We start from the raw sequence: 24,729 nt of genomic DNA on the forward strand, positions 1-24,729 counted from the left end.
ACTCCTGCGGTTCGACCTGATCGACGATCTGGTCGCTGATATCGCGGTTGTTTTCAACTGGCCGCCCTCTGAAGTCTTCACGATGGAACTGGGCGAAGTCATAGCCTGGCGTGAGCGGGCGGCTGTCCGAAGTGGAGCCAGTGACAGTGAAAAGCCTTAATATCCGCGTCGCGTTCAGCGCGATCGATAAACTTACCCGCCCGGTCAATGCCGCCCGCCAGAGTGCGGGCGGTTTGTCTGAATCCCTCAAAAAAACGCAGTCCCGCATTAAAGATCTGGACAGTCAGTCCCGCACGTTCAACCGTCTGCGCGACAGCGTGCAAAAGACCTCCCGCAAAATTGACGAAGCCAGCCGGACGCTTGAAGGGCTGAATCAGGCGCAGCGGGAAGGTACACAGCTTACAGACAAGCAAAAAGCACATATGGCAGCACTGGCCGCAAAGCTGGAGCGCCTTAACTCTGCACGCACGCAGGAAATGGTTAAGCTGCGCGCTGCCTCACAGGCGCTGCGCAGCCACGGCGTTTCACTTGTCGGCAGCGATCGCACCATTCAGAGCGCCATACGCCGAACCGAACAGTACAACCGGACTCTTGAGCGGGAACGGCGACAGCTTGCCGCTGTCACGCAGGCACGTGCGCGCTACGACCAGATGCAGCAAACGGCGGGTAAACTTCGCGGCGGTGGCACGATGGCCGTTGCCGGGGCCACTGCTGCCGGTTACGCAGCGGGACGCTTCTTATCCCCGGCTGTTGGGTTTGACCGTGAAATGTCCCGCGTGCAGGCGCTGACCCGCATAGATAAAAGCTCCGTTGACTTTTCCGCACTGCGTGAGCAGGCCAAAAAGCTGGGCGCTGAAACGCAGTTCACCACGACTGACGCCGCCAGCGGGCAGGCGTTTCTCGCTATGGCAGGTTTCACTCCGCAGGCCATTCAGGCCGCACTGCCCGGCGTACTCAATATGGCGCTGGCCGGTGGTATGGATTTAGGCGAAAGCGCCGATATCAGCTCAAATATTCTGTCTCAGTTCCGCCTCGATCCCAAAGAAATGGATCGCGTCAGTGACGTACTAACGGGGGCGTTCACCCGCACCAACACCGATCTGCAAAATATCGGTGAGGCGATGAAGTACGCCGGGACAGGTCTTTCCAATCTTGGCGTCAGTGTTGAACAGACAACAGCCATGATCGGCGTAATGGCGAACGTGGGTCTGCGCGGGAGTATCGCCGGTACAGGTTTGCAGGCCACATTTTCACGCCTTGCCGCGCCAACCGGCAGGGCAAAAACCGCGCTTAAAGAATTGGGCGTAGAAGTCGCTGACGCAACGGGGAAAATGCGCCCTGCTGAAGTGGTTCTAACCGATCTCTATAAAAAGATCAGCAAGTACGGGGATACCGATAAGCTCTCATTCTTCAAAGATATTGCCGGTGAAGAGGCATCAAAGTCATTCCAGGCTCTGGTTATGTCGGCCGGGAGCGGCGAACTTCAGAAGCTGCTGGGTGAACTGAAAAACGCCAAAGGTGAAGCACAGAAAGCCGCAAAAATAATGGCGGATAACCTTGATGGCGATCTCAAAAATCTGGACAGCGCCTGGGAAGGCTTCCGTATCCAGATTAACGATCTCGTCAACAATCAGCTTCGCGGCCTGACTCAGGGACTGAGTGACGTTGTGGGAAATATGACGGAGTGGGCGAAGAAGAATCCGAAGCTCGCCCAATCCCTGCTGGTTGTCGGTGGTAGCGTTCTGGCACTGACCGCCGCCATTGGCGGCACATCGCTGGCGATCGGCCTGCTGATGGGGCCGCTGGCTAAACTCCAGCTAGGTTTTACCCTGCTGACAGGAGGCAGGGGCATAACCGGAACGGTTGCCGCTCTGCGAACGCTCGGCACGGCTTCCGGCCCGGCAATGGCTAGCGCGCGCGGATGGGGGCCAGTTCTCGGCTCGTTAGCAGGGAAAATGCGGGGAGTTTCAACCATCATCCCCACGATGCGTGGCGCACTTATGGGGGTATTTCTTGCCCCTGGTGCCGCGCTGGGAGCACTGACTAAAAACCTCGGAATGCTCGCCCTTCGCCTGACAGGTTTACCGGCCATATGGAGCATGATCACTACTGCGGTGTCTATGCTGGGTACAGCGCTGTCACTGCTGTTTAGTCCGATTGGCCTGTTAGTAGCGGCGTTTATTGCTGCCGGAGTACTTATCTGGCGGTATTGGGAGCCTCTTAAAGCATTTTTTGCAGGTATATTCACCGGCATCATGGAAAGACTCGCACCATTACGCGAGACCTTCGCGCAGTTCAGCCCCATCTTTGATGCAATGAGCAACGGTATAAGCCAGGTCTTTAACTGGTTCAAATCTCTGCTTTCCCCAATGGAGTCCAGCAAGGAAACGCTGGATAAATGCGCCAGCGCCGGTGAGGTGTTCGGCAACGTTCTGGGTGGTGCGCTCCAGCTTGTTCTTACGCCTGCGAAAATGCTGCTGGATACGCTGGCATGGATACTCAAAAAACTCGGCGTTCTGCCTGATGAAGCCGAAAAAGCCAGGAAGAAGATCGAAGACGCGCAGCGTATGGCCGTTCTTCAGGACAAAATAGCTTTTCTTCAGGGTGATATTGCTAAGGTTGCACCGAAAAAAGTTGAGGTGAAAAACGTTCCACCAGGCACACCACAACCCACATCACCTCTGACCGGCGATAACGGCACAATGCGCCGATTGCAGAATATCGACAGCAACACCAAAGCGACAGCCGACAACACGAAGAAGATCGGCCCCGGCGATATCGTGTTTAAAAACCTGCCGCGTGCTCTGGCTGTTCGTGGGGAATGGAAAGAATCGCAACTGGCCAGCACGGTCAGGAACAACGGGTTAAGCGCACGCCCCGCAGTGGTGGCGGCATCGCTTCCCGTTAAACAAGCGGAACTTCTGCCAGTCAGCCGCAACGCCAGCAATATACCGGTTTCCACTGGAGGCTTTACGGGCGAAATCCACGTACATCTGCACGGCGTTGACCGGCAGGACGCGCGCGAAATTGGCCGGATTGCCGCCGACGCCGTAAGTGCCGAACTGGCCCGCCGTGAACGCCTCAACCGTGGCAGCTTCAAAGACAGAGATTAAGGGGAAGCAACATTATGATGATGATATACGGGATGTTCGTTTTTGAACTGAAAACGTTGCCTTACCAGCAGCTGCGCCACTCGCTGAACTGGCGGCATGTGAAAAATGACCGTATCAACCGATCGGCAAAATGGCAGTACATCGGCGCGGGGGAGACACAGATCAACCTAGACGGAGTGCTTTACCCTGAAATTACAGGCGGTGACGTGTCTCTTACTGTTCTGGCAACGCAGGCATACACCGGGCGTCCGTGGCCTTTAATCAGCGGCGCAGGGCAGATTTACGGGATGTATGTGCTGACAGGGCTACAGGCCACGCATACGGAATTTGACCGTTACGGAAAGGCGAAAAAAATAGAGTTTTCGATCAGCTTCCAGCGCTGCGATGAAGACCTGCGCGAACGCTTGCAAGCATCGTCCGTTGGCGATCTGCTTTCAGGGCTGAAGGATAAAGCCACGTCTGCCTACAACTCTGCCAGTAATACGCTGTCGGGCCTGTTCTGACGGCATCCACATAAAACTAAAGCGGGCATTTGCCCGCTTCCCCTTCCTGAACACACCGCCATAACTGACAGTGCTGCAGCACCGTTAAAAATGACTGTACTCGATACACATGGCCAGCACGGTTAAAACTGGCAGTGCGTGCCGGAACGTGGCCTTATTCCGGTTTATCCGGCCAGGTGATACCCGGCGCTTTCGAGGTGTCCCCCCCCTGCACTGCCTTGATGTAGTTCATCCAGGCGATCAGGCTGGCTTTATCTTCATCGCTGATAATGCCTAACTGTAATTCCGTCTGCCACAGGCTGATCGTCGTTTGTGCCTCTGTAAGTAACGCAGCTTTCTGTTGTTCTGCTGCCTCCACGTCCGCCTTGTGCTGTGCTTCGTTATCCGTCACCCACTCGCTACCGTTCCACGTATCGTAAGGCGTGGACGGCTCCAGCGTGGTGGTGCCCTCCGGGTAATCACCTGGTGCAGAAATGATCACCGATTCCCCTGTATCAGTGCTGTACACCGTTTCACCACGGTGATCAGCGACGTATTCCCAGGCGGTAAAGTCTGCTGTCCGGCAAATGGCGAAATTTTCTTTGCTTTCTCCCGGCTCGTCAGTGCAGGAGTTGGCTGGCAGGCCAACGCCAACAGCCAGATATTCCACGGATGTAGACAGGTATTCGCGCGTCTCGCCATCGTAGTTAAACACCGTGATATCACCCGCCACAGTGGCAATACGTTCGCTATTTAGTTTTGCCTGCGTCATTATGCAGCCCTCACGATGTAGTTAAATACGACGTTGCGCGGACGATTCTCGCTTGCTGTGGGTACCTGCCGAGAAGCATCAAAATTAAACCCCGTGCAAGGGTTATTCTTAGTCGTGTAAGTTCCAGAATTATCATAGATATTTCTGTTCGACTGAGAAGCTAAGGCAAAGACACCATTACCAGTCTGTAGCCTGAATGTAGCTGTATCAATGACACCTTTAACTTCATTCACGGCACCCGTAATATTTCTAATTGCATCCCCTTGCACACTTAACAAAGCCCTTTCCACATCAACCCCGCGCCCATCATCCCAGCCTCGCAAAAACTCCCCACGCAGATCTGGTAATACGCCAGAAGGGTAAGCCGTCGCCAGCTTCGGATACTTCACCTTATCGAACGTTGCACCATTGCACTTAAGCCAACCACCTGGCGGCGTTGCCTGCGGCCACGGAAGTGGGAAACCCACAGGGATATATTTATCAATATCCGACTCCAGCAAATATTGCGTATGTGGATCAGCCGCAGCAACATGCGCCGCCAGTTGCTGATCAGCATAGGCTTTCACCTGGATTATCTGATCATCAACATACTGGCGGGTTGCCAGCACTACCGAAGGGTCAATTTTCAGCGTCACAGCCTCAGTGCTGCTAACAATCAGGATCATGCGCACGACCTGCACGCGCCCGCTTCCCTCCTGTAGCTGCGGCTTATAGGTTTCCGCACAGTTGGCGACGGCAATCATATCGCCATCTTTATCAAACAAACCGATTTCACGGATCCACCACCCGCCCTCATTTTCAGGGATCACCTGCTCGGCAATAATCTGGCTATCGTTATTCGGGTCAACGCTCAGGCTATTAAGCGGCTTGCGACGCTGCTCATGAACCAGCGCTGTTTGTGCCGGGTTCGGTGTCGGCAGTACACCGTTACCATCGCCTACGGCCATCTGGGTGATCTCAACCTGCGCACCCAATGCCGTGGCGTTTGCCAGTTTTGCCGCCCCGATATTGGTCAACAGAGCAAAATATTTAGTCGCCACTTGCGATCTCCACGGTATCAATTAAATGGACTGCCGCGCCGGTGTAGTCACCACCGCCCACGGATATGGTTTCAGGAAAATAGGGGTAAACGGTCAGCGTATCGCCGATATAACATCCCGCCCCGGCTTCGATATAGCCCTGCGACTGAAGTGAAAGGGACAGGCCAGTCAGGTGGCGACTTCTCGGCTTGGCATCGTCAATAAGGCGCTCAAGCTCAAGATAGGTTTCCTCCGTAATCCCCTGGTCCTGAATACCGATTTCAAGCCTGAAGGTTCCCGGCTCTTCGCCGCTCTGCCACCACTCGATCACACGCAGCAGAAAGCCGAACGGTTCAACCACGCGGCGCAAAGCGGAAATAGTGCCCTTCTGACGGTGAACCAGCCAGGAGGCTTTAATTACCTGCCGTTTGGTTTGTTCTGACCAGTTCTTATCCCATCGGTCAACAGACAACGCCCAGGCGAGATAAGGCAGAAGATCAGCCGGACATTCGTCCGGGTTCCACAGCTTGCGCAGGTCCACAGGAATATCGGTTAGCCGCTCCGTCACCTTCTCTGTGCTGCGCATAAAGCCGCTGACCGAAGGCGGCAGCATGTTTTTATTCATCGGTGCCCCCGGTCTCGATCGTGAAGGATTCACACCGCGCGGCCTGCGTATCAGCGATCACAATATCGCTGGCAGGCTCCAGCAGCTCCACCCTCTGCACGCCCTGAACATGCAGCGCCGCCATAATGGCTGAGCGGGCAACGTCACGCCCAATTTTGCCCTGTTGATTCAGCCAGGACTGAAGCGCGTCCTGCGCGGCGGTATGGATAGGTTCAGACTCAGGGCCGGGGTAGAAATACAGCAGCGCATTAATCTGATAATTCACGATCTCTGCGGCCTGAACGGTCAGACGATCGGCAACGGGGCGCTTATCGCCAGCAGACAGCGCCTTATCCACCGTCGCCAGCAGTTCCGCGCTGGCAGTGCCGTCGCCTTCGGTGGACAGCACAGAGACCACCACCACGGCAGGCGACGGGCTGATCGCTTTGGCGTCCGCCACTTTGCCGCTGGCACTTTTGGCAAAATATTCATATGCGCCAGTTGGCCCCGCCACGCTTAGCCCTTCAAACGCAGCCTGCGCCCGCAAACGCAGTGCGGTATCACTTTCCGTTACCGCGTCAGTGGTTGCCGTCTCCGGGGTGATGATCAGACGCTCGGTGTTCAGGTTGCCCGCGAGGTTATCAAGATCGGACGATACGGCATGGCTCAACATACATGCAGCCGCACCGTCATTAATCCGCTGCCTGAGCATCATTTCACGGTAGGCAACCACCTGGGCGATCACGTTCAGCGGTTCGGATTCCAGATCCAGCGCGGCGGCAACAGACGCCTGCTGTTCCTGCGGGAATGCCGCCAGCAAGACGGCTTTGACCTCGCTGAGAATGACTTCAAAATCCAGCACTTCGATAATTTGCGGCTGCGGTAGCTGCGATAAATCAACTGTTGCCATTGCTGCCACTCCTGAGCGTCAGCGCACTGCCTGCCGTCTGCATGGTTTCGGTGATAATGCCGACCAGTTCAGCGGTAACAGCGCCATCCTTTGAATAACTGATACTGATGCCGTTCAGGGCAATACGCGGCTCCCACATCGTCAGGGCGATCACTGCCGCACTCATACATTGCAGGCGCGTCACTTCGTTTTGCGGTTCATCCAGCAGATCGGGGATCATGCTGCCGTAATCCCGCCGCATCACCCGGCTTGCCAGCGGCGTGGTCAGTATGTCGCGTACTGAATTCCACAGCTGATCGGTGTCTGTTAGCTGGCCCGTGCCGTCCGGGTTCATCCCGGTATAGCGGACTGTCATTTCGGCCCCCCGGTGTTGCTGCTGCCACCCTGCACACCACCATGCACGTGCGAATGAACCGTCACCCCGTTAGACGAAAGCGATCCGCCAGAATGGGTAACATTGCCCTTCATCGTGCCGCCCTCCGACAGTTCGAACGTCCGCGCTTTCAGATGGTCGGTGCATTCTACGATCGGCGTTTCAAGCGTGACGCTGGCAGAGGCTTTGATATGTGCGGTCTTCATGCCCTGCGCTTCCAGCGCGCTGGCCTCTGCGTCATAGCGGAAAGAGGCACCGTCCGGCGCTGTCAGCACAATCTCTTTCAGGCTGCTGCCCGGCGCAGGGTGGTCACTGCTGTAGAGACTGCCGATAATGACCGCCGTTTCAGGGTTGCCACCGATACAGCCCAGCCAGACCTGCTCACCCACGGAAGGCGGCACCCAGATACTGAATGCCCCGGCGCGTGTGGTGTTCCAGCGCAGCCAGTCGGTCTGAAGCTCGCCGCTTTGCACGCGCACGCGCCAGCTCTCTTCATCAACGGCAATAACGACACCGACGCGGAGGATATTTTCCAGCAGGCGGATCAGTTCAGCGCTCATCGTGCGGCACTCCCCAGGCTGTTAACTACCTGTTCTGTAATCATCTGTTCATCGCCAGCGGTAAAGCCCAGCAGCTCACGCACAGGATATTTAGCAAAGGCACCCGGCCCGACCTGATCGTGCTGGCCGTACTGGTGCACACGCGCAATGCGTGCGGCCACGCCGTCATAGCCCACGGTTGTACCGCCTGCATCAGCGCGCATTTTGAGAAAGCGATAACTGCGCAACCGCTGAAACATCGGCACCTTCTTCGCAGTGCTGCGGCGCACTGAGCGCGTATTGATCTCGATGTAACGCTCAATATCGCTGCGGTAAAACGTGCGAATATCGTTGCGCTCTTCGTCAAAGCCGGTAATGGTTCGCCCGTATTTTCCCCGGCCACCGTGCCAGTTTTTGAGGCGGCGGATCTCCCCCTGCCAGACAAACACAATGCCCTGTTGAGAACGCAGCACCCGGCGACGGCGGGCAGGATATGGCGAACCTTCCGGGTTTTGCTGGGCTTTAATGCGCTGTTGCTGGCTCTTTCGCAGTGCCTGACCAACAGCGCGGGCGGTGCGAACACGTCCGGCCTGCGAGGTGCCCGCCAGTATGTCGCTGAATACCTGATCCAGCTCACGGAAGAGATCGTTACTCATGCGCGTCTGCCTCCCACGTCACATCCTCAAAGATGACGCTCCAGTCGCCGTCCGCTGACGGGATACGCGGTTTCGGTTCCGGCAAATGCTTCGCGCGAGGAATACCGTTTGCATCCAGAGTGACCTTCACGCGCTCGCGCATCGGCATTTCAAAAAGAATGTCGGCGGTGTCGTCGTTGTTGATAAGGGTCGTAAATTTAATGTTCCTGTTCTTCTCTGGGTTCAGCAGCAGATCGGGCTGGTTGTGCCAGAGCCATGCCATTAACGGCAACGTGAAATCATCAATATCACCGGCAAAATTCATCACAAACAGCACCAGGGTATAGCGGTACATAAATGACGGTGTTTCGCCGGTCGTCTCAATGTTCCCTTCTTCCACAAAAACGGTGAAGGCTTCAGGATTGGCCCTGCACCATTTGTTTGCGCGGGTCAGGGTCTCGCGTAGTGAATCAGCTTTTAACATGGCGCTATCTCTTAGGCGTAGTCGCTATTGAACCGTATGCGGCTTCACAGGCCAGCCCTCTGGCTCTTGCCTCATCAGCCTCTCTTGCCAGTTCTCCCGCTCGATCGTCAGCGCGGCGGAACAAGTCGGCGAGCAGTACGGCGCCGCTGGTTTCTGCCTCGCTTCTGCCGGGAGTTCCGGCACCGCAGGCGCGTTCACGGTCTGCCAGTTGCCTGGCGAGTTTGTCGGCCCTGTCGTGCAGCCCACGAGAAGCAGCACGGGCACGATCGGCATCAGCCTGCACGCCAGCAAGCTGCTGGCTGGCTTGTTTTCTGATCGCATCAATTTCACCTTGTCGGCGTTGTTCTTCTGCCCTGGCCTCAGCCTGCCGCTTAGCCAGCGCGGTAGCATCATCGGCATCCCGCTGTTTCCATTTGAGTGCCCACTCTGCGTTAGCCTTACTGTATCCAGCGGTATAGCGTTGATGGCTGAACCACCAGACAACCAGACCGCAGAGCACAGCGATCAGTGCGGGTTTCCAGTAAGACAATAACCAGCTCATGACAGGAACAGTGACCGCTCAGCGGCACGGCGTTTAACCAGACCGTTAAGAATTCTGCCGCCTGCTTTGTTCCACTTCGGAAACTCATCCCCTGCGCCCGCAAAATCCCCGGCATTCAGTTTTTTCAGCAGTGTTGACCCCGCCAGAGCGTTAACGCCCAGGTTGTAGGCAAAATCAACGAGAGCATCAAACTGGTTTTGATTAACGGCTACCTTCACCAGACCTGTAACACCTTTTTCATACTGCACCACGCCGCTGCTCAACAGGCTATCGGCGGTTGCCTGTGTGATGGTCATCCCTTTACCGACCGGCACGCCGTTAACGGGTTGCGTCCAGCCATAGCCGATAGTCCAGACACCTACTGCATCCTGATAGGCGGTTAGCTCACAGCCCTCAAAGCTTTTCAGCAGGGCCAGTCCGTTTTTACTCATTTCCACTTTTCGCCCCTCCGATACGGGTTTCAATAAAGCCGGTCACTTTGTTGCGTACCTTGTCAGCCCCCATGAATCCGATTGACGCCCCCACGAAGGTGACGGCATTGGATGGCAGGCCCAGATATTCAAGCGATCCGGCAACCGCCAGCGTGACAATCCCGCAGACCAGTGAACCGGTGGCGGTTTTCAGCATTGACTGGCCGTCATACAGACTCATCAGCGCCGATATGCTCAACGCTGCACCTGCCGCGTAGAGCGTCGGCAGATATGTAGCAATCCATTTCATTGTTTGTTCCAGCATCCCCGTAGGTACGTCGCTCATGGCAACCTCTCAATCCCAAAGCTGCACCATCTCCCGCTGCGCTTTGCTCGCGATTTCTGGCAGTTCAATCTCCTGACCGGCATCAAGAAAAACCTGCTGGCTCAGTCCGGGATTGGCAGATAACACCTTTTCGGTCACGCCCTGCGTGGTGCCGTAGTGACGCCAGCAAAGCAAATCCACCGTATCCCCCTGCAATGCCTTCACTTTCATCAGCAAAGCTCCGCATAGAGTCGCGGCGTGTCGCGAATGTCGGCGATACTCCAGCGGGCATCCCGCCAGAGATCATCCCGTTGCAGGTCAAGTGCAGCGGCGTCTTTGTCGCCTTTCGCCGTGGTATCAACGTCGCGATAGCCTTCAAGTACCAGCGCCCTGGCAATCGAATAGACTGCGCGGCGGAAGCGGTACACCTTCACGTTTTCACCGTTGATAACCAGCTTTTCCGTCTCACCTGACGGCAGGACGGAAGGCACATCTTCCAGCGAGTGAAAGCCTGCGCTGACCTGACCGGCGCGCCAGTCCAGCAACTGTGCGGTGACATGGGCTACCGCTTCCGTGGTGACGTGCATCAGCCTGGACGTGGTGATACCACCTGTGATGCGCGCGGCCAGGCGGAGATCGGCTAGTTTAATCACCGGCCAGAAGTCCCCGGCACTGACGGTGGTATCGCCATCATCAACATCGGGGGTATCACTGTCGGCAGGCAACACGCGCTTATTTGCCACAAGGCTGCTCATGCACTTATCTCCCATAAATCAGGCGGTGGGCGGGTGGTTAAAAGACCGTAAACGGGCAGATATCCACCCGCGCCGCCTGTCGGACGGGGCCGAAGTCGTTAATTCTTTTTCTGGCTGGCAGGCTTGCGCTTTGTCGCTTTGCCTGTTGCCGTCTTAGTCGTGGTTTTACGCGCCGTCGCTTTACCTGCTGCGCTGGCGGTGGTGGTCTTTTCAGGAACAGGCCCTGCAGTACCGTCAGTTTTGTCGGTGCTGGCCGCGTCGCCTTCACCCGTGCCGCCATCCGCAGACAGCTTCTTAACCTCACGGGCAAGCGTGGCAATCTCTTTTTTCACACCGGCATTAGGGTTGCGCGTCAGCGCCTCACGGAACAGCGCCAGCGCTTCCGCTTTGGTCGTGATATCAGTCGCGCCACGGCGGGCAAGCGCACGGGCCTTGCACAACTTGGCGCGTACCACATCCGGCATATCACTGTCGGCGACAATCTCCGCCACTTCATCAAGCACTGCGGTACTGGCCGATAAATCAGCATCAGTATCAGCAGCGGCAAGCGTCAGCACCGGTTTGCTCATTTCTTCGGTCAGGAATGTTGCTGCCGTGCGGTTGAAATTATCCGGCAGCGTCAGCCCGTGGCGCACCACATAGCGCCCCAGCCTCAACGCAAGCGCATAGTCACGACAGTCAATCGCCCAGACCATCAGCCTGGTAATGACTTCATCCTGCCGCCCGCTGTCGCCGTCGAGCGTGCCTTCAATCCATCCTTCGTATTCAGGCAGCATGGATTTTTTCATTTCGGCTTTGGTTTCTTCGGACTGCACGCCGCTGAGGCGGGACAAGTCCATACGCAGGCGATGCAGAATTTGCTCATGCGCGGTGCGCTGGATATCGGATTCTTCATCCGCCTGGCCCCGGCGTTCTGCCATGAGCTGCTGAAAATGTCGTTGTGCTGGTGTTAACATCGTCACTTCTCCCCGTCATGGCGGGGCAATGCCCCGCCGCTTCTGTCACTCGCCTGCCTATTCGGCCTGGGCGAACTGAATGCCGTCAATGAACGCAACATTGCCGTAGTCTTCAATGACGAAGTCATCATTCGAAGACTGATACGTTGCGACACGGTTGTATTCCGGCTCTTCTTTGATCGTCCGGCGCAGACCGCCGCGCTGGTAGTAGATCGACAGGTTTTTGAACGGCGTGATCAGTACGCCATTTACCGGGAAGTAAGGCGCGATAAAGGTCGGCATATTGCCTACGCGCTCCTGCGCGACAATCAGCTGACCGGCCAGCATTTCGGTATTCGGGTTGGTCTGGCTTAAAGCGTTGATAGCCGAGAAATTGCTGCTCGTCAGCAGGTCGCCCGCCAGAATCACCACGTTATCCGGGTTACGTTTGTGCCATTCATCCATCAGGCTGTTTTTGGCGTCGTACGCCGCAGCACCAATGTTGCCGTAGGTGCCTTTTGCCACAACCTTGTTATCTTCATCACGCGAGGTGATCGTCACATTGGAAATGACGCGGTGCGGCGCTTCCTGGCGGATTTTTTCCAACCAGCCAATGCCACAGTCCTGCAACAGCGGATTAGCGGCACGGTCAGACGGGTCACTATACTTAACGCCGTTAAAACCAATCATGATGCGGTCAAGCGACATCTGGCGGGCCATTGCCTTGCTGATCAGCGGCTGGAACTCCGGCATGTGCGCCCACGCATCAAGCTGTTCATAGCTGATGCCGTAGTCATAGTTGACCTTGCGGCACATGTAGTCGAACGGCTCCATTGAATGATTAGAGCCAGGGTTGCGACGACTGGTGACGCTGTTGTTTACGCCAGCCATCGGGCCTTTACTGCCGATCAGGACTTTCTGGCCGATCTGCTGGTTGACGCCAAACACGTTAATTTTGCTCAGGAAGGAATCATTTTCCTGTGCGGCCTGCTCCAGGCGCTGCTGACGCGTCGGGTCTACAGCGAATTTTGCAGCAATAGCGGCGGTTGATACGCCGTTAAGCTGTGCCTGCCGGGCGATGTACTGATCAAATAGCTGGCGGGTATTGTTATCCATGTTCTCTGCTCTCTTTGTGAATATCAGTAATCAGCCAGTTGCGCGTTAGCGCCACCGCTCGCGGGTTCCCGCTGGCTGAAATTGGCGTCTGTGCTTCCCAGCTTGCTGGTCAGCGCGGCAAGATCGGAGGTCAGCTTCTGGATGGCCTGGCTGTCCTGCTCGCGGGCGCGGCTCAGGTCATTAAAACTGTCCAGCAGATCGGCATGGGACTGGGCGACGTTCTCCACGGCGTCACGCACCTGGCTGAACTGCTCACCGTCAGATTTACGGCCTTTGCCGATAATCCCCATGACGCGCCCGAACCACTGCTTACCTTCATCGCTGCGCTGCTCGGCCAGTTCGATGATTTCTGCCTCAATGGCATCGGTGAACAGCGGGGCTTCACCTTGCTGATTGTTGAAGGACATAACCTGCTGACGCTGCTGCGCGGCAAATTTCAGGCGCTCGGTGCCGAGGCTGGCCGGGGTATCGGTCATCGCCAGCCCCATGACATACGCCTTGCCGTTAAGCGCAAACTGCGGATGAAGTTCAATGCTGGAGTAAATTTTCTTACCTTCTTCCGTCAGCTTCTTCATGCGCTCAGAAGGTTCGATCTCGGCGTAAAGCGCGGTGCGCCCGGCGAGCGGGCCTTCGCTGATATCTTCAGCACTCAGCGCCGTCACATCCCCCATCGCGCCGAAATCACTGCCGGGGAACGGCGAAAGATAGTGCTCCACGTTGACGCGTGCGCCGTACACGTCCGGGCTGTAGTTTGCTGCTGCATCACGAAGGTGCTCAGGGCGAATCTCACGCCCGTCAACGGTGGCACCGGAGACAGCAACGCGGAATTTCTTACGGGCTGGTTTAGCTGCGCTAGCCATGTCGATAATCCTGTTGAGTGGTTTCTGTACGGCCATGATGGCAGAGCGTAACTTGCTGTCTCAACGAGGTTTTGTTGTCGGAGGAAGGTCAGACCATAAAGGGGGCGATAGCGGGATCGCGCGCGGGGTAATCTTCACTCCATAAACGGTGGAGGGCAGATGATACAGGACGCTTTTGTACGTCAGAGAGCAAAACAACTTTACTGGCAGGGCTACCCGCCAGCGGAGATCGCGCGCCTGATGGGGATTAATCAGAACACAATTTACGCCTGGAAGAAACGTGATGAATGGGATGAGACGCCCCCCGTCCAGCGCGTTAGCCAGTCTATGGATGCCCGCCTCATTCAGCTTACGGACAAGAAAGACAAGACCGGGGGAGACTTCAAGGAGATTGATCTGCTGACCCGGCAACTGAAAAAGCTGTCTGACGGACAACCGGCAGGGGCTGGCGCGGGGAAAAAGCCGCGCAAGCGCAAGCTGAAAAACCACTTCACCGAAGAACAGATCGTCGCGCTGCGGGAGAAAATACTTGATTCGCTTTCGTGGCATCAACGCGGCTGGTATGAGCAACGCCACCACCGAAACCGCATGATACTGAAGTCCCGCCAGATTGGCGCAACCTGGTACTTTGCACGCGAGGCGTTGCTTGATGCGCTGCGCGATGATGTGAAATACCCGTACCAGCGCAACCAGATATTTCTGTCTGCATCCCGCCGTCAGGCACACCAGTTCAGGGGATTCATTCAGAAGATGGCGGAAGAGGTGGACGTTGAGCTTAAGGGCGGTGACAAAATCGTACTGAGTAACGGCGCAGAACTGCATTTCCTCGGCACGTCCGCTGCAACTGCGCAGTCATATACGGGCAACCTGAAGTTTGACGAATTCTTCTGGGTCAGCAACTTCACCAACCTGCGAAAGGTTGCAGGTGCGATGGCAACGCTGAAGGGGCTGACGCGTACCTACTTTTCCACGCCGTCAGGCGAGACCCATGAGGCCTACCCGTTCTGGACGGGCGATCGCTGGAATGAGAAACGCCCGAAGGCACAGCGCAAAGCGTTTGATGTGGGCTGGAAAACGCTGAACAGCGGGCTGTTATGCCCGGATAAAACCTGGCGTCAGATTGTCACCCTGAAAGATGTGATAGACCACGGCTGGGAATATACCGACCTTGAAGAGATTCAGGATGAAAACAGCGAGGATGAATTCCGCAACCTGTACATGTGCGAGTTCGTTCGCGATGGCGAGTCAGCCTTCAACCTTAACGCACTGATTGGCTGCGGGGCAGATGGTTATGACGAATGGCCGGACTGGAAGCCTTTCGCGTCCAGGCCGATGGGTAATCGCCCGGTCTGGATTGGATATGACGCCAACGGCAGCAGCGGCAACGGTGACAGCGGCGCGATTTGCGTTGTGGTTCCGCCACTGGTGCCGGGCGGTAAATTCCGCACGGTGGAAACGGAACAGGTGCGCGGCCTTGAATTTGAAGAGCAGGCGAAAGTTATCGAAAACTTCACCTTCAAATACAACGTTCAGCATGTCGGCATCGACGTGACGGGCGGTAATGGTGAAGCCGTTTACCAGATAGTGAAGAAGTTTTTCCCGATGGCGATGCCCTACACCATGTCAATGACGTCAAAGCGCGCCCTAGTGCTGAAAATGCTACAGCTGATCCGCGCCGGGCGATGGGAATATGACCGCAGCGAGCGCGCCCTGATCAACGCCTTTAACTCTGTTCGCAAGGTAAAGACGCCGGGCGGATTCATCACCTATGACACTGACCGCTCGCGCGGCGTCAGCCACGGGGATTTAGCCTGGGCGAATATGCTCGCCATTATTAACGAACCGTTGGGCCAAGAGAGTGGCAGCGGCGGGTTTGCTATGGAGTTCTGATGAAGAAGCGCACCTACAAAAACAAACACACTGCCAGCAGTGGCAGTGCCGGACAGCCTGATATTTCCGAGGCGCTCAGAAGCGATCCGGCGCTCAGCGCCTTCACGTTTGACGGGCCATATTCAGTAACAGACGGCTATGATCTGCTGGACAGCATGTGCTGCGTCGATAATGGCCGGTACTACGAGACGCCAATAGACTGGAAAGGGTTAACCCGTGCGTTCGCACAGTCCCCGCTGCATCAGTCGGCGCTTTACTTCAAGCGTAATGTGCTGACCGGGTGCTATATCCCCCACCCGTTACTCTCACGTCAGGCCTTCTCTGCGTTTGCGCTGGACTGGTTTGTCTTCGGCAATGCCTATCTTGAGCGTCGGTCTAATCGCCTGGGAGAGCCTCTAAAACTTAAGCATGTTCCGGCACTGAACACGCGACGGGGAAGCGATCTTGATACCTACTGGTTTATCCGGCAGTGGAAAGATGAATACGAGTTCAGGGCGGGCGAGGTCTGCCACATCATGAACCCGGACATTCATCAGGAAATCTACGGTATGCCTGAATATATGGGGGCGCTGCTGTCCGCCAGCCTGTCGCATTCTGCTGATAAGTTCCGCAAACTCTATTACGACAACGGCTCCCATGCCGGATGTATTCTCTATGTCGGTTCGGAGAAGGTGGATCAGGAAAGCATAAAGGTGGTTCAAAAAACGCTGTCACAGGCCAGAGGGAAAGGCTCCTTCAAAAACGTGCTGATCCACGCGCCGGGTGGCGGCAAAGACGGCGTGCAACTGTTGCCGTTCAGCCAGATATCGGCAAAGGATGAGTTTCTTAACATCAAATCAGCAACGCGCAACGATTTGCGCGACGCGCACCGCATCCCGCCGCAACTGATGGGCGCAATGCCGGAAGGCAACGGATCGCTCGGTGATGTTGAGAAGGCCGCGCGTGTCTTCGCCATCAACGAAATGTTGCCCGTGATGGAAGCCATGAAGGGCGTCAATGACTGGCTCGGTCAGGAAGTGATCCGCTTTAATCCCTACGCTCTACTCAAAGACGAGTGACCCGACCCACCCGCCGCACATCCTGCGGCGGTTCTCCTTCAGTTATTTTCAATTCCCGTATGACCGGCCACCACCTGAGCACCACTCAGCACAACCTTTAACCCCCCCCCTCACTCAGAGCGCATGAGCGCCATTCTGGCAGGCGCAATCTGCATTTTACCCCGCACATATCCAGAAGTGAGAAAACGCGCGGAGAAGGCGAAAAAGGCCGGAGAATGGCAATTAAAGGCATCACCTCCCGACCCTCCGTCGCGTGGGCTGTTCCCCCGTCACCTGCGCGCGACATTTGCTTCGTTTTTTGTGCATTTGCCGATCCGGGGGCAGACCGCGCCGACACAGGGCGGAAAGGGTATAAATAGCTTCAAAAAAATTGTGCAAATTTGTGCACTATTGTGCAAAACAAAAAAGCGCCATTTAATGACGCTTTCGATAGGATTGGAGGGAATTTCAAAATGTTAAATAATCCGCTCCTGAGACATTTAACTTAACTACCAATTGTCGTTGTATCTGCATGAAAAGTTTTACCATGTGCACTTTCGGAAACGTATTTCAGCGCAAGAGTCATTAGATCGTTGTAGGTATAGTGCTTTTCAGCAACGGCCCCGCTAGTTATGTATGCGTCCTCAATGTTGGCAGCAATGCAAGACAAGGCATCCGATAAAAGAGTCATGTCATAACTATCATAGCGTTTTATTAACATTTTCATTTAAAGCCCCTCAATCGGTATAGACAAACATTAAATACTGAGCAGAAATAGCCACCGTTACGCGTGTTTCATGCGCTCGTTTAGCGTTTCAATAATGAAAGTATTAACAGAAGTTTCGTGCTCAGCAGCGGCCTGGTTAAGGCGCTCCCCAAACGATTCCGGGTAGCGTAGCGTGAATGTTTTAACTTTTTCCTGGCGCACGTATGGCTCAATGCCCGCTGCACTGCAATCCTCCAGATATTCACGCAGTGAAATCTCACCTTCGTTTTTCAGCCCCTGGATACTGTCCGATACAAAATCACAATAGCCGGTCAGCCCCAGAAACTTACCGCGAAACGCGCCAAGCTCCGGCACGTAGTTGATAATGGCTGGTTGTCCGGCGATATCAATGGTATTCGGTGTTGATGGTTTGCTCATGGCTTAACTCCTGTGCTTTCAAGCCAGTCGCGCAGGTTAACTACTGCGCCTTTGTCCGTATCTGGTGAAGGGTGGGGACGATGAAAGTTAGCGATGCTGCCATTAAGGATAAACTTACAGCGGGAACCGCGCCCCTCTTTTACTTCCCCTCCCAGCGCCCTGATCAGTGACTCGATATCAGCCCATTTAATGCCCGACTGAACAGGCGTTTTAAATATCTGCTCAAGCGTGCTTTTTTGCTTCTTCCGTAGTGATGAAACCTGCTCTTTCATTCCCTGCCTCACGAAGTCACTTTATGAAGTCATTATTACGCACATTAATCATGAAGTCAAACCATGAAGTCATTCAGATATTGGCCTCTTATATCCCTGCCCTTTATCTGCCAGCGCCCTGATCGCCGGACGTGCCAACACCATGTTTTGACAGTGGTGAATAGCACGGCAAAATTCATCCAGCCCCATTGGATGCTCAACAGGCAATGCAAGGTAGAGATTCCACGCATCACCTAAAAGCTGGGCTACCTTCTGTTCTTCAGCCGTCAGTACACAAGCAGAATCACTAAACACCTGATATTCATCCATGATTACCCCCGTCTACTTCATTTAATGCCACCATGATCGCCAGCCGTTCAGCAGGCGGAAGCGCGGCATATTTCGCGCGCCAGCGCTCAACTTTGCGCTTAATACGGTGCCGATCGTTGTAATTTTTCCCGGCAAACGCGTGGGAATACGCGCGCCCTTCCGGGTAGTTCATCCAGATTTTTTCTGTTCGCACGCCTCCGCGTGTCATGGCCTGAAACTCCTCACTGCGCCAGCCCGCTAACGTTTCGTCATAGAGCCGCGACGGATAGCCAGACAGGATCACGTTGACGTTTTCCGGCAGGCTTATGAGGCAGGCTAACAGGCGCTCATGATCGGCAACCGTATATTCATGACGATAGCGGGCGCGACTGGTGCGCGTTTCTGGCAGATAGGGAGGATCGGAATAAACCAGCACGCAGCCATGTTGAGTAAAGTCTTCTCTTTCCAGAAAACCTACAGCATCACCGTGATAAAGATGCAACCGGGGCGGAGTTTCCCCCATATCAGACCAGCGCTCCCGCGTTAATTTAAAAGCATTTTCATCGACATCAATTCCAATCGTCCTAGCTGCAAGTGGCTTGTGAAACATTACTGCGCCACTGCCCAGGTGCGTTTCAATGTAGGTATCATGCGGGGGCATTTCAGCAATAATCTTCTGATAAACCCCGCTCGCCGCTTTACTTCCCAGATAGCTCATACTCTTTCGTCCTCAGCTGGCACCGTCATTTTTAACCACCTGCAGCACTGTTAAAAATGACGGTTCTCGATGTACGGCCAACACTGCCGGAAATGGCTGTATTTGCCGGAATCCGGTACCACACCGTCAAAGCTGACCGTTCCGGCCATTGCGGTATTTCGATACCACACTGTCAAAGCCGACCATGCCGATCGGCATCCTACTTCCGCCCCGAAAACGCAGCCTTCATCCTGCTCACGAGGTCGCTTGTCTTTTTCTTCGCCGCCATCACCTGCGACGGCATTTTTTCCGATGCGGCACGGCTGCGGGATACCAACCGCCCGTCCTGCACGGTCATAACAAGATCGCCGCACGCCACTGACGCACCGGCCATCAGCGATCTGACCATTCCGGCGCTGGCATCAATCCCACGCAGCGCCAGCAGTTCACTGATCTGCTGCTCTTTCAGAGATAGCCCTGCCCCTTCTTCCCGTTCTGGTGGCCGTTTTTTACGCTTACTCCGCACATCGTCACTAAGCCGCTGCGCCAGTTCTCGCTTTTCCTGCCGTGAAAGCGCATCAAAATTCACCGTCACGCCCTCAGCTGGCACAGTCATTTCCGACTGTCCTGCAGCTTCGCTGGCGGCATGTTCAACACCGTCAGCACCTGCCGCGGGATCCCGCGTACAGTTATTGACAGAACTCCGAGGGGCGGCGTTGCCGCCAGAAAAACCAACGTCAACGGCCACACCGTCAGCGCTCTGGCGCTTCGGCACGATTTTGTATTGAGTGGTGCGAGTAAAGATCAAAGAATCATTGCCCGTTATCGGGCAATAGATACCGGTGATGCGCTGGACGTCATCGCCGTAAGCGTTGCCGTTTTCGGTGGTTTCATAGTTCAGACGAATGCGCAGCTTATCGCGCTCAACCAACGGGCCACCCTGGGCTAACACGTAGTTATCCCACTCACCCTCATTAGCAGCCTGCCGGGCGGTTTCCAGTTCAGGGTGTAACACCAGTTCACGATCGCCCAGGCGGCGAAGCTCGCGATATACCGTGACCGGCGCACCGCCGATCTGCTGAAATTGGCGAATAGACCAGCGCGACGCCCACGCGCTAACGCGGAGAGACATTTCTTTCAGATCTTCCCCAGTTTCGTCGTCCTTCTCGCCATCCAGCGCGAAGCCGTCGATATTCTTCGAAATGTATTTGGCTATATAGCCGGTAGCGCTGCCGTGGGCTTCATCGATCGGCACAACCTGAAAGCGGTTTTCCTGCGCTCCCGGTTCGTTGCCGTCTTCTTTCAGGGCATGTTTACGGAAGATTTCACGCGCCTGCTCAACGCATTCCGGGCGCATAAAAAGAAGCAAATGCCAGTGCGGCGTTGCATCGTGGTGCGGTTCCACCACACGAAAGCCAAAGACCCGGATACCTTTTCTCTTCCACGCGGCGCGGGTTCTCGCCCAGACTTTGCAAAGATACTGCTGCGTTTCGCGCGGCGACGCACCACGGTATTTATCATTGCGAAGGCCATTGTGCTGCATAGAGTGATAACGGGAAGGCGCTGTCAGCGTGTAGAAGTCACCGGCCAGCCCTTCCAGCTTCGCCAGTTCTTCAAATCCGCGCATTCTCGTCATGAGTTCGCGGCGGCGATTGGCCGGATTGGCAACACTGCCGGCGACTTTATCGATCAGTGAAATGCGTTCGCCCGTGTCCTGATCTTCCAGTTCCATAGCCTTGAGGTATTCACGGTTAGCTTTTTTCTGGGCAAGCCATTCCGTAAGACACGGTGCACTACTGTACGGAGAGGCTTTCACCTGTACGTATCCCGTAGCGATCATCAAATGCTCGCGCCAGCGGGCATGGATACGACGCAGGCGGTTTAACCACCACTGCGGTGACTCAAGACGAAGAACCGCGCGTAACGCGTCCTCCGCTTCAAGTTCTTCATTGCAATACGCTGTCCAGCCGGGAATCGGCGTTTTCAGATGCACCGCCAGCGACGCAATACGACCATAGCCAGAAAGCGCCGCAAACTCTGGATCGCCGGTGTGCGCCAACTGGTGATCGGACTCGCGTATAAACTCGCTCGTAAAGATATCGGCAAGCGTATAAGCCAGTCTTTTTAACTCTTTTTTTCCCGCCCAGAGAATACGGAAAAGCTGATCGCGGATAGGCAGCAGAATACCGGGCATCACGCTGTCAGGCTGGTAAATGCTGTTTACGTTATCAATACGAGTTAATACGTGGCGCTCAAAGGTATTAACCAGCCAGTGATCTGCCGCTTTACGGTCTTCCACGTCCATTTCATCCAGCTTCGCGGCGAAGTAGCGGCGGACATACTGTGGAAGAGAAGCCAGGCGGCGGCGAAGCCACTTGCTGCGATCCGGTTTTTCGTCTTCCGCTACCAGTTCACTAAACGCAATATGCTTACGCGCGCCGTCCGGCGTGAGATAGTCGAAACCATCCAGCCCCGGTGCTACATCAACGCCAATCGGCTGGTATGGTTTGTTCCCGCCATAAGCGTAAGGGATAGCATTGTCAGTGCTACCCGGATACGGTGGAGGTGGAGAAGGGGCGCGACGGCCACGGGTTGCCGTGGTCATTGCAAACTTTCCAGATATGCAGCTATGAACGCTTCTGCGACCGGCGCAACGATGGCGTTTCCGTAGGCACGCAACTGGCCCACGCGTCCGGCAAGCCCATTAACCAGCGGCTTAAGTCCGGGTTTAACTGGCCTCCACTTTCCATCGCGGCAAAAGAGCCAGTCAGCATCTCGCCAGAAACCGTTAACCGCGCTGGCAGTATCTCCACTTCGTGTGGTGCTGGCGTTCGTCCCTGCAACCGATCCGGTGAACGAATTTTCATTGCTGCCGTTGGAGTCGCCCAACCCGCAAGCTGTGCCGTCACATCCAACCGATCCGTTGAAATCTTCCCGTTCCTGATCCTTCCGCCCACATATCCGCCCTTCCCATCCGTTGCTGTCGGAGTGTTCCAGCCCGCCAGGCAGGCAAAGTCCTGAAGGTTCGATTGCCGCCCCGCCAGCATTCTGGCTATGACCTTCTGGGGATCCTGATAAGCGTTTTTGACATTGCTCGCGTTCGGCGTCGGCCACCCAGAAGAGGCGTTGCCGGATGTGCGGAGCACCGAAGCCCGCAGCGCAGAGATCGAAGCCTGCGAAGGCATACTCCGATCTTTCCATTTGATCGCGTACATCGTCGAGCCAACCGAGGCCGTCTTTGCTTGCAACCTGTTCGCCAAAGATAACGTCAGGGCGGCACTCCGATATAAGACGAAACCATGTGGGGAAGAGGTGGCGCTCATCGTCTTTTCCTTGCCGCTTTCCGCAGGCGCTGAAAGGCTGGCAGGGGCATGAACCTGTCCAGACGGGGCGATCATCTGGCCATCCGGCACGGCGCAGAGCGTAAGACCAGACACCGATCCCGGCAAAGAAGTGGCATTGCGTGAATCCTTTAAGGTCATTTGCGGTTACTTCCTCAATTGAGCGAGTGTCAACAACGCCGGGGGCAATGTGTCCGGCATCGATCAGGTTGCGCAGCCATTGCGCGGCGAAGGGGTCGATTTCGTTGTAGTAGGCGGTCATCAGAATGGAAGCTCCCCGCCTTGTTCGTCAGTAATCTGACGTACCTGGATGATTGCTCCCGGCTTGATGTTACATGCCTCTTTGGCACTGCCACATATAACCGAATCGCTGATACGGACATGCGCATCAAGGATGAACGCTTTAAAATTAACAACCCAAAAATCGTGCAGCTTCCAGCGATCATTGATGCGATAGATCACTGCATGTAGCATCGAATCCCCTGATTTTTCGGCAGGATCTACTGCCATCCAGATTGGTTTATTCATCAGAATGGCACCCCATCATCAAACCCATAGAAAGCCATCTGGTGCCAATGCACCCACAGGCCTTTAAGGCCTATTTTTTCAGCAGGTGAAAACCAACCGATTTCAAGCTCATCCATCTTTGCGAAAAGCATATTCAGGCGCGGAAAACCTTCATCTTCGTCTCTATGCAGTCGACACAGCATGGCGTTAATGACCATCACGCCACCTCTTTACGGTTGTGAGACATGCGGAGAACGCCGATCACTTCTTTGGCCTTCTGGCGGTTGTCTTTGTCAGTGCTGACGGAACGTTGCACGGTGATTTCGTGCAGATTGAAGGGGTGGTAAATCTCGCGGGTGGCTTCGGTATCGCTGTTGGAAATAACGACCTTCGCGCCATGCTTACGATTAACTTCCAGCAGCGCCTGGACTAACTGGCGGTGGTTATCTGCTAAAAATGATTCGCCGTAATATTGGGTAAAATCCGCCGTCTTACTCGTCGGCAGGTACGGCGGATCACAGTAAACGACAACATCGCCGCCCGTGACGACCTGTAGAGAACGCTGGAACGGTGCGCAAAGAAATATCGCTTTTGTGTCGTTGGCTTTTTCAGCAAACAGGCGGATTTCATTTTCAGGAAAGAAGACGCTTTTATATTTGCCAAATGGCACGTTAAAGCCGGTCTTACGGCTGTAACGGCATAAGCCGTTAAAACCGTGGCGATTCAGATACAGGAATTGAGCAGCGCGCATGATGCACGCCATTTCTGCGCCATAACGCAACCCACCGCTTTTTACCGTACCCACTTGCTTATTGAACGCGGCGCGGACTTCGTTGTATCCCTGCGGGCTGTTCTTACCGTTGAACAGTTCGCGGGCCGCATCGATCACTAAGTCTGGGTAACGGGTCACTTCCCGATACAGGTTAATAAGATCCGGGTTGATATCAGCCAGCACATAGCGGCGGTATTCAGTCGCCAGAAATACCGATGCGCCGCCTACGAACGGTTCGATCAGACAGTCGGCTTTAGGAAGGTGCGGCAGCAAGTCAGGAAGGACACGGGTTTTCCCCCCTGCCCATTTGATGAACGGGCGGATCATAATACCGCCTCCGCCGATTTATCATTCCCAGCGGCTGCAATAGCTTTCAGATTGTCAGAAAGCTGCGCAATCTGGTTCCAGACGTCAACGGCAGCATTGTGCTTATTCTCATCAACTAAACGGCGGGAGGCGTACCCGCAAACCATTAAAGAGATTTCTTCAACCGTGCGAACATCCCGAACGTTCCAGAAATTCCATACTGGCCGGATACCAAGAGACTGCATCGCGTGGCTGATGATCGGCATATCGTAGTCAGTGCCACGCGCCCAAACCCTTGCTGAGTCAGCATCGCAATACGCAAGAATAAACAAGTTCAGGTCAGCGAGGGCAACGCCTAACTGCACAGCCTGATCGCTTAATACAGCGGCCTGAACCTCGCGGGACTTCTTAAACCACCATTTCACAGTATCTGCGCCGATGGTTCCGCCTGCTGCCTGACTGCTTTCAATGTTGACGGTGCGATACATTGACGCATCAACACAGCCAGTCATGGGATCAAATACAGCCGCAGCAAGAGAGACGATCGCCGCAGTTGGCTTTTTATCCAAAGCTTCAATATCAATCATTACATGTTTCATCGC

General features: G+C 55.2%; 33 protein-coding genes. 6 read left to right on the forward strand and 27 right to left on the reverse strand.

Going from position 1 to position 24,729, the window contains the following annotated elements; translation table 11 throughout:
- Nucleotides 1-4: 4 nt before the first annotated feature.
- Genes SFA31_RS02570 through SFA31_RS02580 form a run of 3 tightly spaced genes read left to right on the forward strand, consistent with a single transcriptional unit; the run spans nucleotide 5 to nucleotide 3,616 of the window.
- Nucleotides 5-160, forward strand: coding sequence for a GpE family phage tail protein (locus SFA31_RS02570; protein ID WP_032424037.1), 156 nt, complete (start codon nucleotides 5-7; stop codon nucleotides 158-160).
- The gene (locus SFA31_RS02575; protein ID WP_322836570.1) at nucleotides 147-3,113 is read left to right on the forward strand and encodes a phage tail tape measure protein; all 2,967 of its coding nucleotides are present in this window, start codon (nucleotides 147-149) and stop codon (nucleotides 3,111-3,113) included. Before SFA31_RS02570 ends, SFA31_RS02575 begins: the two co-directional genes overlap by 14 nt.
- A gap of 14 nt (nucleotides 3,114-3,127) precedes the next feature.
- Nucleotides 3,128-3,616: a phage tail protein gene (locus SFA31_RS02580; RefSeq protein WP_006117901.1), complete on the forward strand. Its 489-nt coding sequence runs from the start codon at nucleotides 3,128-3,130 to the stop codon at nucleotides 3,614-3,616.
- A 154-nt stretch (nucleotides 3,617-3,770) separates the two neighbouring features.
- On the opposite strand, the gene SFA31_RS02585 is transcribed toward SFA31_RS02580, so the two are convergent.
- The 16 genes from SFA31_RS02585 to SFA31_RS02660 form a co-directional block, all read right to left on the reverse strand.
- On the reverse strand, nucleotides 3,771-4,367 hold the full coding sequence (locus SFA31_RS02585) for a tail fiber assembly protein (protein ID WP_322836571.1): 597 nt from the start codon (nucleotides 4,365-4,367) through the stop codon (nucleotides 3,771-3,773).
- Nucleotides 4,367-5,407, reverse strand: a complete 1,041-nt coding sequence (locus tag SFA31_RS02590) for a phage tail protein (RefSeq protein ID WP_322836572.1) — start codon at nucleotides 5,405-5,407, stop codon at nucleotides 4,367-4,369. The genes SFA31_RS02585 and SFA31_RS02590 overlap by 1 nt, the downstream gene beginning before the upstream one ends.
- Nucleotides 5,397-6,011 (reverse strand): phage tail protein I, encoded by a 615-nt coding sequence (locus SFA31_RS02595; RefSeq protein WP_322836573.1) that lies wholly within the window; start codon nucleotides 6,009-6,011, stop codon nucleotides 5,397-5,399. The genes SFA31_RS02590 and SFA31_RS02595 overlap by 11 nt, the downstream gene beginning before the upstream one ends.
- Nucleotides 6,004-6,900: a baseplate assembly protein gene (locus tag SFA31_RS02600; RefSeq protein ID WP_322836574.1), complete on the reverse strand. Its 897-nt coding sequence runs from the start codon at nucleotides 6,898-6,900 to the stop codon at nucleotides 6,004-6,006. Before SFA31_RS02600 ends, SFA31_RS02595 begins: the two co-directional genes overlap by 8 nt.
- Nucleotides 6,887-7,255: a GPW/gp25 family protein gene (locus SFA31_RS02605; RefSeq protein WP_322836575.1), complete on the reverse strand. Its 369-nt coding sequence runs from the start codon at nucleotides 7,253-7,255 to the stop codon at nucleotides 6,887-6,889. The genes SFA31_RS02600 and SFA31_RS02605 overlap by 14 nt, the downstream gene beginning before the upstream one ends.
- Complete coding sequence (locus tag SFA31_RS02610) at nucleotides 7,252-7,833, reverse strand: phage baseplate assembly protein V (protein ID WP_253380559.1); 582 nt, start codon at nucleotides 7,831-7,833, stop codon at nucleotides 7,252-7,254. Before SFA31_RS02610 ends, SFA31_RS02605 begins: the two co-directional genes overlap by 4 nt.
- Complete coding sequence (locus tag SFA31_RS02615) at nucleotides 7,830-8,468, reverse strand: phage virion morphogenesis protein (RefSeq protein ID WP_322836576.1); 639 nt, start codon at nucleotides 8,466-8,468, stop codon at nucleotides 7,830-7,832. The genes SFA31_RS02610 and SFA31_RS02615 overlap by 4 nt, the downstream gene beginning before the upstream one ends.
- On the reverse strand, nucleotides 8,461-8,931 hold the full coding sequence (locus tag SFA31_RS02620) for a phage tail protein (protein ID WP_322836577.1): 471 nt from the start codon (nucleotides 8,929-8,931) through the stop codon (nucleotides 8,461-8,463). Before SFA31_RS02620 ends, SFA31_RS02615 begins: the two co-directional genes overlap by 8 nt.
- 4 nt (nucleotides 8,932-8,935) lie before the next feature.
- Nucleotides 8,936-9,472 carry a DUF2514 family protein gene (locus SFA31_RS02625; RefSeq protein WP_322836578.1) on the reverse strand — a complete coding sequence of 179 codons (537 nt, stop codon included), beginning with the start codon at nucleotides 9,470-9,472 and terminating at the stop codon, nucleotides 8,936-8,938.
- Entirely contained in the window at nucleotides 9,469-9,909 is a 441-nt protein-coding gene (locus SFA31_RS02630; protein WP_149618015.1) for a lysozyme, read from the reverse strand. The genes SFA31_RS02625 and SFA31_RS02630 overlap by 4 nt, the downstream gene beginning before the upstream one ends.
- Complete coding sequence (locus SFA31_RS02635) at nucleotides 9,896-10,228, reverse strand: phage holin, lambda family (RefSeq protein WP_063147938.1); 333 nt, start codon at nucleotides 10,226-10,228, stop codon at nucleotides 9,896-9,898. Before SFA31_RS02635 ends, SFA31_RS02630 begins: the two co-directional genes overlap by 14 nt.
- A gap of 9 nt (nucleotides 10,229-10,237) precedes the next feature.
- The gene (locus SFA31_RS02640) at nucleotides 10,238-10,438 is read right to left on the reverse strand and encodes a tail protein X (protein ID WP_058651652.1); all 201 of its coding nucleotides are present in this window, start codon (nucleotides 10,436-10,438) and stop codon (nucleotides 10,238-10,240) included.
- Nucleotides 10,438-10,962, reverse strand: a complete 525-nt coding sequence (locus tag SFA31_RS02645) for a head completion/stabilization protein (RefSeq protein WP_322836579.1) — start codon at nucleotides 10,960-10,962, stop codon at nucleotides 10,438-10,440. The genes SFA31_RS02640 and SFA31_RS02645 overlap by 1 nt, the downstream gene beginning before the upstream one ends.
- Nucleotides 10,963-11,060: 98 nt before the next feature.
- Nucleotides 11,061-11,918, reverse strand: coding sequence for a phage terminase small subunit (gene gpM / locus SFA31_RS02650; RefSeq protein WP_322836580.1), 858 nt, complete (start codon nucleotides 11,916-11,918; stop codon nucleotides 11,061-11,063).
- Between the two features lie 57 nt (nucleotides 11,919-11,975).
- On the reverse strand, nucleotides 11,976-13,013 hold the full coding sequence (locus SFA31_RS02655; RefSeq protein ID WP_322836581.1) for a phage major capsid protein, P2 family: 1,038 nt from the start codon (nucleotides 13,011-13,013) through the stop codon (nucleotides 11,976-11,978).
- 23 nt (nucleotides 13,014-13,036) lie between these two features.
- The gene (locus tag SFA31_RS02660) at nucleotides 13,037-13,873 is read right to left on the reverse strand and encodes a GPO family capsid scaffolding protein (protein WP_058687129.1); all 837 of its coding nucleotides are present in this window, start codon (nucleotides 13,871-13,873) and stop codon (nucleotides 13,037-13,039) included.
- Nucleotides 13,874-14,032: 159 nt separating this feature from the next.
- Between SFA31_RS02660 and SFA31_RS02665 the strand changes: the two genes are divergently transcribed.
- The 3 genes from SFA31_RS02665 (at nucleotide 14,033) to SFA31_RS02675 (ending at nucleotide 17,280) form a co-directional block, all read left to right on the forward strand.
- Nucleotides 14,033-15,763 carry a terminase large subunit domain-containing protein gene (locus tag SFA31_RS02665; RefSeq protein WP_006117884.1) on the forward strand — a complete coding sequence of 577 codons (1,731 nt, stop codon included), beginning with the start codon at nucleotides 14,033-14,035 and terminating at the stop codon, nucleotides 15,761-15,763.
- Nucleotides 15,763-16,821, forward strand: a complete 1,059-nt coding sequence (locus tag SFA31_RS02670) for a phage portal protein (RefSeq protein WP_322836582.1) — start codon at nucleotides 15,763-15,765, stop codon at nucleotides 16,819-16,821. Before SFA31_RS02665 ends, SFA31_RS02670 begins: the two co-directional genes overlap by 1 nt.
- 123 nt (nucleotides 16,822-16,944) lie before the next feature.
- Nucleotides 16,945-17,280, forward strand: coding sequence for a hypothetical protein (locus SFA31_RS02675; protein WP_322836583.1), 336 nt, complete (start codon nucleotides 16,945-16,947; stop codon nucleotides 17,278-17,280).
- A gap of 25 nt (nucleotides 17,281-17,305) precedes the next feature.
- On the opposite strand, the gene SFA31_RS02680 is transcribed toward SFA31_RS02675, so the two are convergent.
- The 11 genes from SFA31_RS02680 to SFA31_RS02730 form a co-directional block, all read right to left on the reverse strand.
- The gene (locus tag SFA31_RS02680) at nucleotides 17,306-17,527 is read right to left on the reverse strand and encodes a hypothetical protein (protein WP_090137116.1); all 222 of its coding nucleotides are present in this window, start codon (nucleotides 17,525-17,527) and stop codon (nucleotides 17,306-17,308) included.
- A 57-nt stretch (nucleotides 17,528-17,584) separates the two neighbouring features.
- Nucleotides 17,585-17,944 (reverse strand): type II toxin-antitoxin system HicB family antitoxin, encoded by a 360-nt coding sequence (locus SFA31_RS02685; protein ID WP_090137115.1) that lies wholly within the window; start codon nucleotides 17,942-17,944, stop codon nucleotides 17,585-17,587.
- Nucleotides 17,941-18,216, reverse strand: a complete 276-nt coding sequence (locus SFA31_RS02690; RefSeq protein ID WP_090137114.1) for a type II toxin-antitoxin system HicA family toxin — start codon at nucleotides 18,214-18,216, stop codon at nucleotides 17,941-17,943. Before SFA31_RS02690 ends, SFA31_RS02685 begins: the two co-directional genes overlap by 4 nt.
- Nucleotides 18,217-18,285: 69 nt before the next feature.
- The gene (locus SFA31_RS02695; protein ID WP_322836584.1) at nucleotides 18,286-18,525 is read right to left on the reverse strand and encodes a hypothetical protein; all 240 of its coding nucleotides are present in this window, start codon (nucleotides 18,523-18,525) and stop codon (nucleotides 18,286-18,288) included.
- Nucleotides 18,518-19,222 (reverse strand): DNA adenine methylase, encoded by a 705-nt coding sequence (locus SFA31_RS02700; RefSeq protein ID WP_322836585.1) that lies wholly within the window; start codon nucleotides 19,220-19,222, stop codon nucleotides 18,518-18,520. The genes SFA31_RS02695 and SFA31_RS02700 overlap by 8 nt, the downstream gene beginning before the upstream one ends.
- A 199-nt stretch (nucleotides 19,223-19,421) precedes the next feature.
- On the reverse strand, nucleotides 19,422-21,806 hold the full coding sequence (locus SFA31_RS02705) for a replication endonuclease (protein ID WP_322836586.1): 2,385 nt from the start codon (nucleotides 21,804-21,806) through the stop codon (nucleotides 19,422-19,424).
- Entirely contained in the window at nucleotides 21,803-22,804 is a 1,002-nt protein-coding gene (locus tag SFA31_RS02710) for a DNA cytosine methyltransferase (protein WP_322836587.1), read from the reverse strand. The genes SFA31_RS02705 and SFA31_RS02710 overlap by 4 nt, the downstream gene beginning before the upstream one ends.
- Complete coding sequence (locus SFA31_RS02715) at nucleotides 22,804-23,070, reverse strand: hypothetical protein (protein WP_322836588.1); 267 nt, start codon at nucleotides 23,068-23,070, stop codon at nucleotides 22,804-22,806. The genes SFA31_RS02710 and SFA31_RS02715 overlap by 1 nt, the downstream gene beginning before the upstream one ends.
- Nucleotides 23,070-23,270 carry a hypothetical protein gene (locus SFA31_RS02720; protein WP_322836589.1) on the reverse strand — a complete coding sequence of 67 codons (201 nt, stop codon included), beginning with the start codon at nucleotides 23,268-23,270 and terminating at the stop codon, nucleotides 23,070-23,072. The genes SFA31_RS02715 and SFA31_RS02720 overlap by 1 nt, the downstream gene beginning before the upstream one ends.
- Nucleotides 23,267-24,148 (reverse strand): Dam family site-specific DNA-(adenine-N6)-methyltransferase, encoded by an 882-nt coding sequence (locus tag SFA31_RS02725; protein ID WP_322836590.1) that lies wholly within the window; start codon nucleotides 24,146-24,148, stop codon nucleotides 23,267-23,269. Before SFA31_RS02725 ends, SFA31_RS02720 begins: the two co-directional genes overlap by 4 nt.
- Complete coding sequence (locus SFA31_RS02730; protein ID WP_322836591.1) at nucleotides 24,145-24,726, reverse strand: 3'-5' exonuclease; 582 nt, start codon at nucleotides 24,724-24,726, stop codon at nucleotides 24,145-24,147. The genes SFA31_RS02725 and SFA31_RS02730 overlap by 4 nt, the downstream gene beginning before the upstream one ends.
- Nucleotides 24,727-24,729: the final 3 nt, after the last annotated feature.

The organism is Erwinia sp. HR93 (assembly GCF_034555055.1).
Taxonomy (GTDB): Bacteria; Pseudomonadota; Gammaproteobacteria; order Enterobacterales; family Enterobacteriaceae; genus Apirhabdus; species Apirhabdus apintestini.

What these genes read in the sequence shown, in the direction of transcription:
- SFA31_RS02660 (WP_058687129.1), bottom strand. Translation starts at nt 13,873, where the DNA reads ATGGCTAGCGCAGCTAAACCAGCCCGTAAGAAATTCCGCGTTGCTGTC.
- SFA31_RS02730 (WP_322836591.1), bottom strand. Translation starts at nt 24,726, where the DNA reads ATGAAACATGTAATGATTGATATTGAAGCTTTGGATAAAAAGCCAACT.
- SFA31_RS02620 (WP_322836577.1), bottom strand. Translation starts at nt 8,931, where the DNA reads ATGTTAAAAGCTGATTCACTACGCGAGACCCTGACCCGCGCAAACAAA.
- SFA31_RS02605 (WP_322836575.1), bottom strand. Translation starts at nt 7,255, where the DNA reads ATGACAGTCCGCTATACCGGGATGAACCCGGACGGCACGGGCCAGCTA.
- gpM (WP_322836580.1), bottom strand. Translation starts at nt 11,918, where the DNA reads ATGTTAACACCAGCACAACGACATTTTCAGCAGCTCATGGCAGAACGC.
- SFA31_RS02585 (WP_322836571.1), bottom strand. Translation starts at nt 4,367, where the DNA reads ATGACGCAGGCAAAACTAAATAGCGAACGTATTGCCACTGTGGCGGGT.
- SFA31_RS02670 (WP_322836582.1), top strand. Translation starts at nt 15,763, where the DNA reads ATGAAGAAGCGCACCTACAAAAACAAACACACTGCCAGCAGTGGCAGT.
- SFA31_RS02725 (WP_322836590.1), bottom strand. Translation starts at nt 24,148, where the DNA reads ATGATCCGCCCGTTCATCAAATGGGCAGGGGGGAAAACCCGTGTCCTT.
- SFA31_RS02655 (WP_322836581.1), bottom strand. Translation starts at nt 13,013, where the DNA reads ATGGATAACAATACCCGCCAGCTATTTGATCAGTACATCGCCCGGCAG.
- SFA31_RS02610 (WP_253380559.1), bottom strand. Translation starts at nt 7,833, where the DNA reads ATGAGCGCTGAACTGATCCGCCTGCTGGAAAATATCCTCCGCGTCGGT.
- SFA31_RS02690 (WP_090137114.1), bottom strand. Translation starts at nt 18,216, where the DNA reads ATGAAAGAGCAGGTTTCATCACTACGGAAGAAGCAAAAAAGCACGCTT.
- SFA31_RS02700 (WP_322836585.1), bottom strand. Translation starts at nt 19,222, where the DNA reads ATGAGCTATCTGGGAAGTAAAGCGGCGAGCGGGGTTTATCAGAAGATT.
- SFA31_RS02695 (WP_322836584.1), bottom strand. Translation starts at nt 18,525, where the DNA reads ATGGATGAATATCAGGTGTTTAGTGATTCTGCTTGTGTACTGACGGCT.
- SFA31_RS02580 (WP_006117901.1), top strand. Translation starts at nt 3,128, where the DNA reads ATGATGATGATATACGGGATGTTCGTTTTTGAACTGAAAACGTTGCCT.
- SFA31_RS02685 (WP_090137115.1), bottom strand. Translation starts at nt 17,944, where the DNA reads ATGAGCAAACCATCAACACCGAATACCATTGATATCGCCGGACAACCA.
- SFA31_RS02600 (WP_322836574.1), bottom strand. Translation starts at nt 6,900, where the DNA reads ATGGCAACAGTTGATTTATCGCAGCTACCGCAGCCGCAAATTATCGAA.
- SFA31_RS02705 (WP_322836586.1), bottom strand. Translation starts at nt 21,806, where the DNA reads ATGACCACGGCAACCCGTGGCCGTCGCGCCCCTTCTCCACCTCCACCG.
- SFA31_RS02625 (WP_322836578.1), bottom strand. Translation starts at nt 9,472, where the DNA reads ATGAGCTGGTTATTGTCTTACTGGAAACCCGCACTGATCGCTGTGCTC.
- SFA31_RS02680 (WP_090137116.1), bottom strand. Translation starts at nt 17,527, where the DNA reads ATGAAAATGTTAATAAAACGCTATGATAGTTATGACATGACTCTTTTA.
- SFA31_RS02710 (WP_322836587.1), bottom strand. Translation starts at nt 22,804, where the DNA reads ATGACCGCCTACTACAACGAAATCGACCCCTTCGCCGCGCAATGGCTG.
- SFA31_RS02715 (WP_322836588.1), bottom strand. Translation starts at nt 23,070, where the DNA reads ATGAATAAACCAATCTGGATGGCAGTAGATCCTGCCGAAAAATCAGGG.
- SFA31_RS02645 (WP_322836579.1), bottom strand. Translation starts at nt 10,962, where the DNA reads ATGAGCAGCCTTGTGGCAAATAAGCGCGTGTTGCCTGCCGACAGTGAT.
- SFA31_RS02665 (WP_006117884.1), top strand. Translation starts at nt 14,033, where the DNA reads ATGATACAGGACGCTTTTGTACGTCAGAGAGCAAAACAACTTTACTGG.
- SFA31_RS02635 (WP_063147938.1), bottom strand. Translation starts at nt 10,228, where the DNA reads ATGAGCGACGTACCTACGGGGATGCTGGAACAAACAATGAAATGGATT.
- SFA31_RS02675 (WP_322836583.1), top strand. Translation starts at nt 16,945, where the DNA reads ATGAGCGCCATTCTGGCAGGCGCAATCTGCATTTTACCCCGCACATAT.
- SFA31_RS02615 (WP_322836576.1), bottom strand. Translation starts at nt 8,468, where the DNA reads ATGAGTAACGATCTCTTCCGTGAGCTGGATCAGGTATTCAGCGACATA.
- SFA31_RS02640 (WP_058651652.1), bottom strand. Translation starts at nt 10,438, where the DNA reads ATGAAAGTGAAGGCATTGCAGGGGGATACGGTGGATTTGCTTTGCTGG.
- SFA31_RS02595 (WP_322836573.1), bottom strand. Translation starts at nt 6,011, where the DNA reads ATGAATAAAAACATGCTGCCGCCTTCGGTCAGCGGCTTTATGCGCAGC.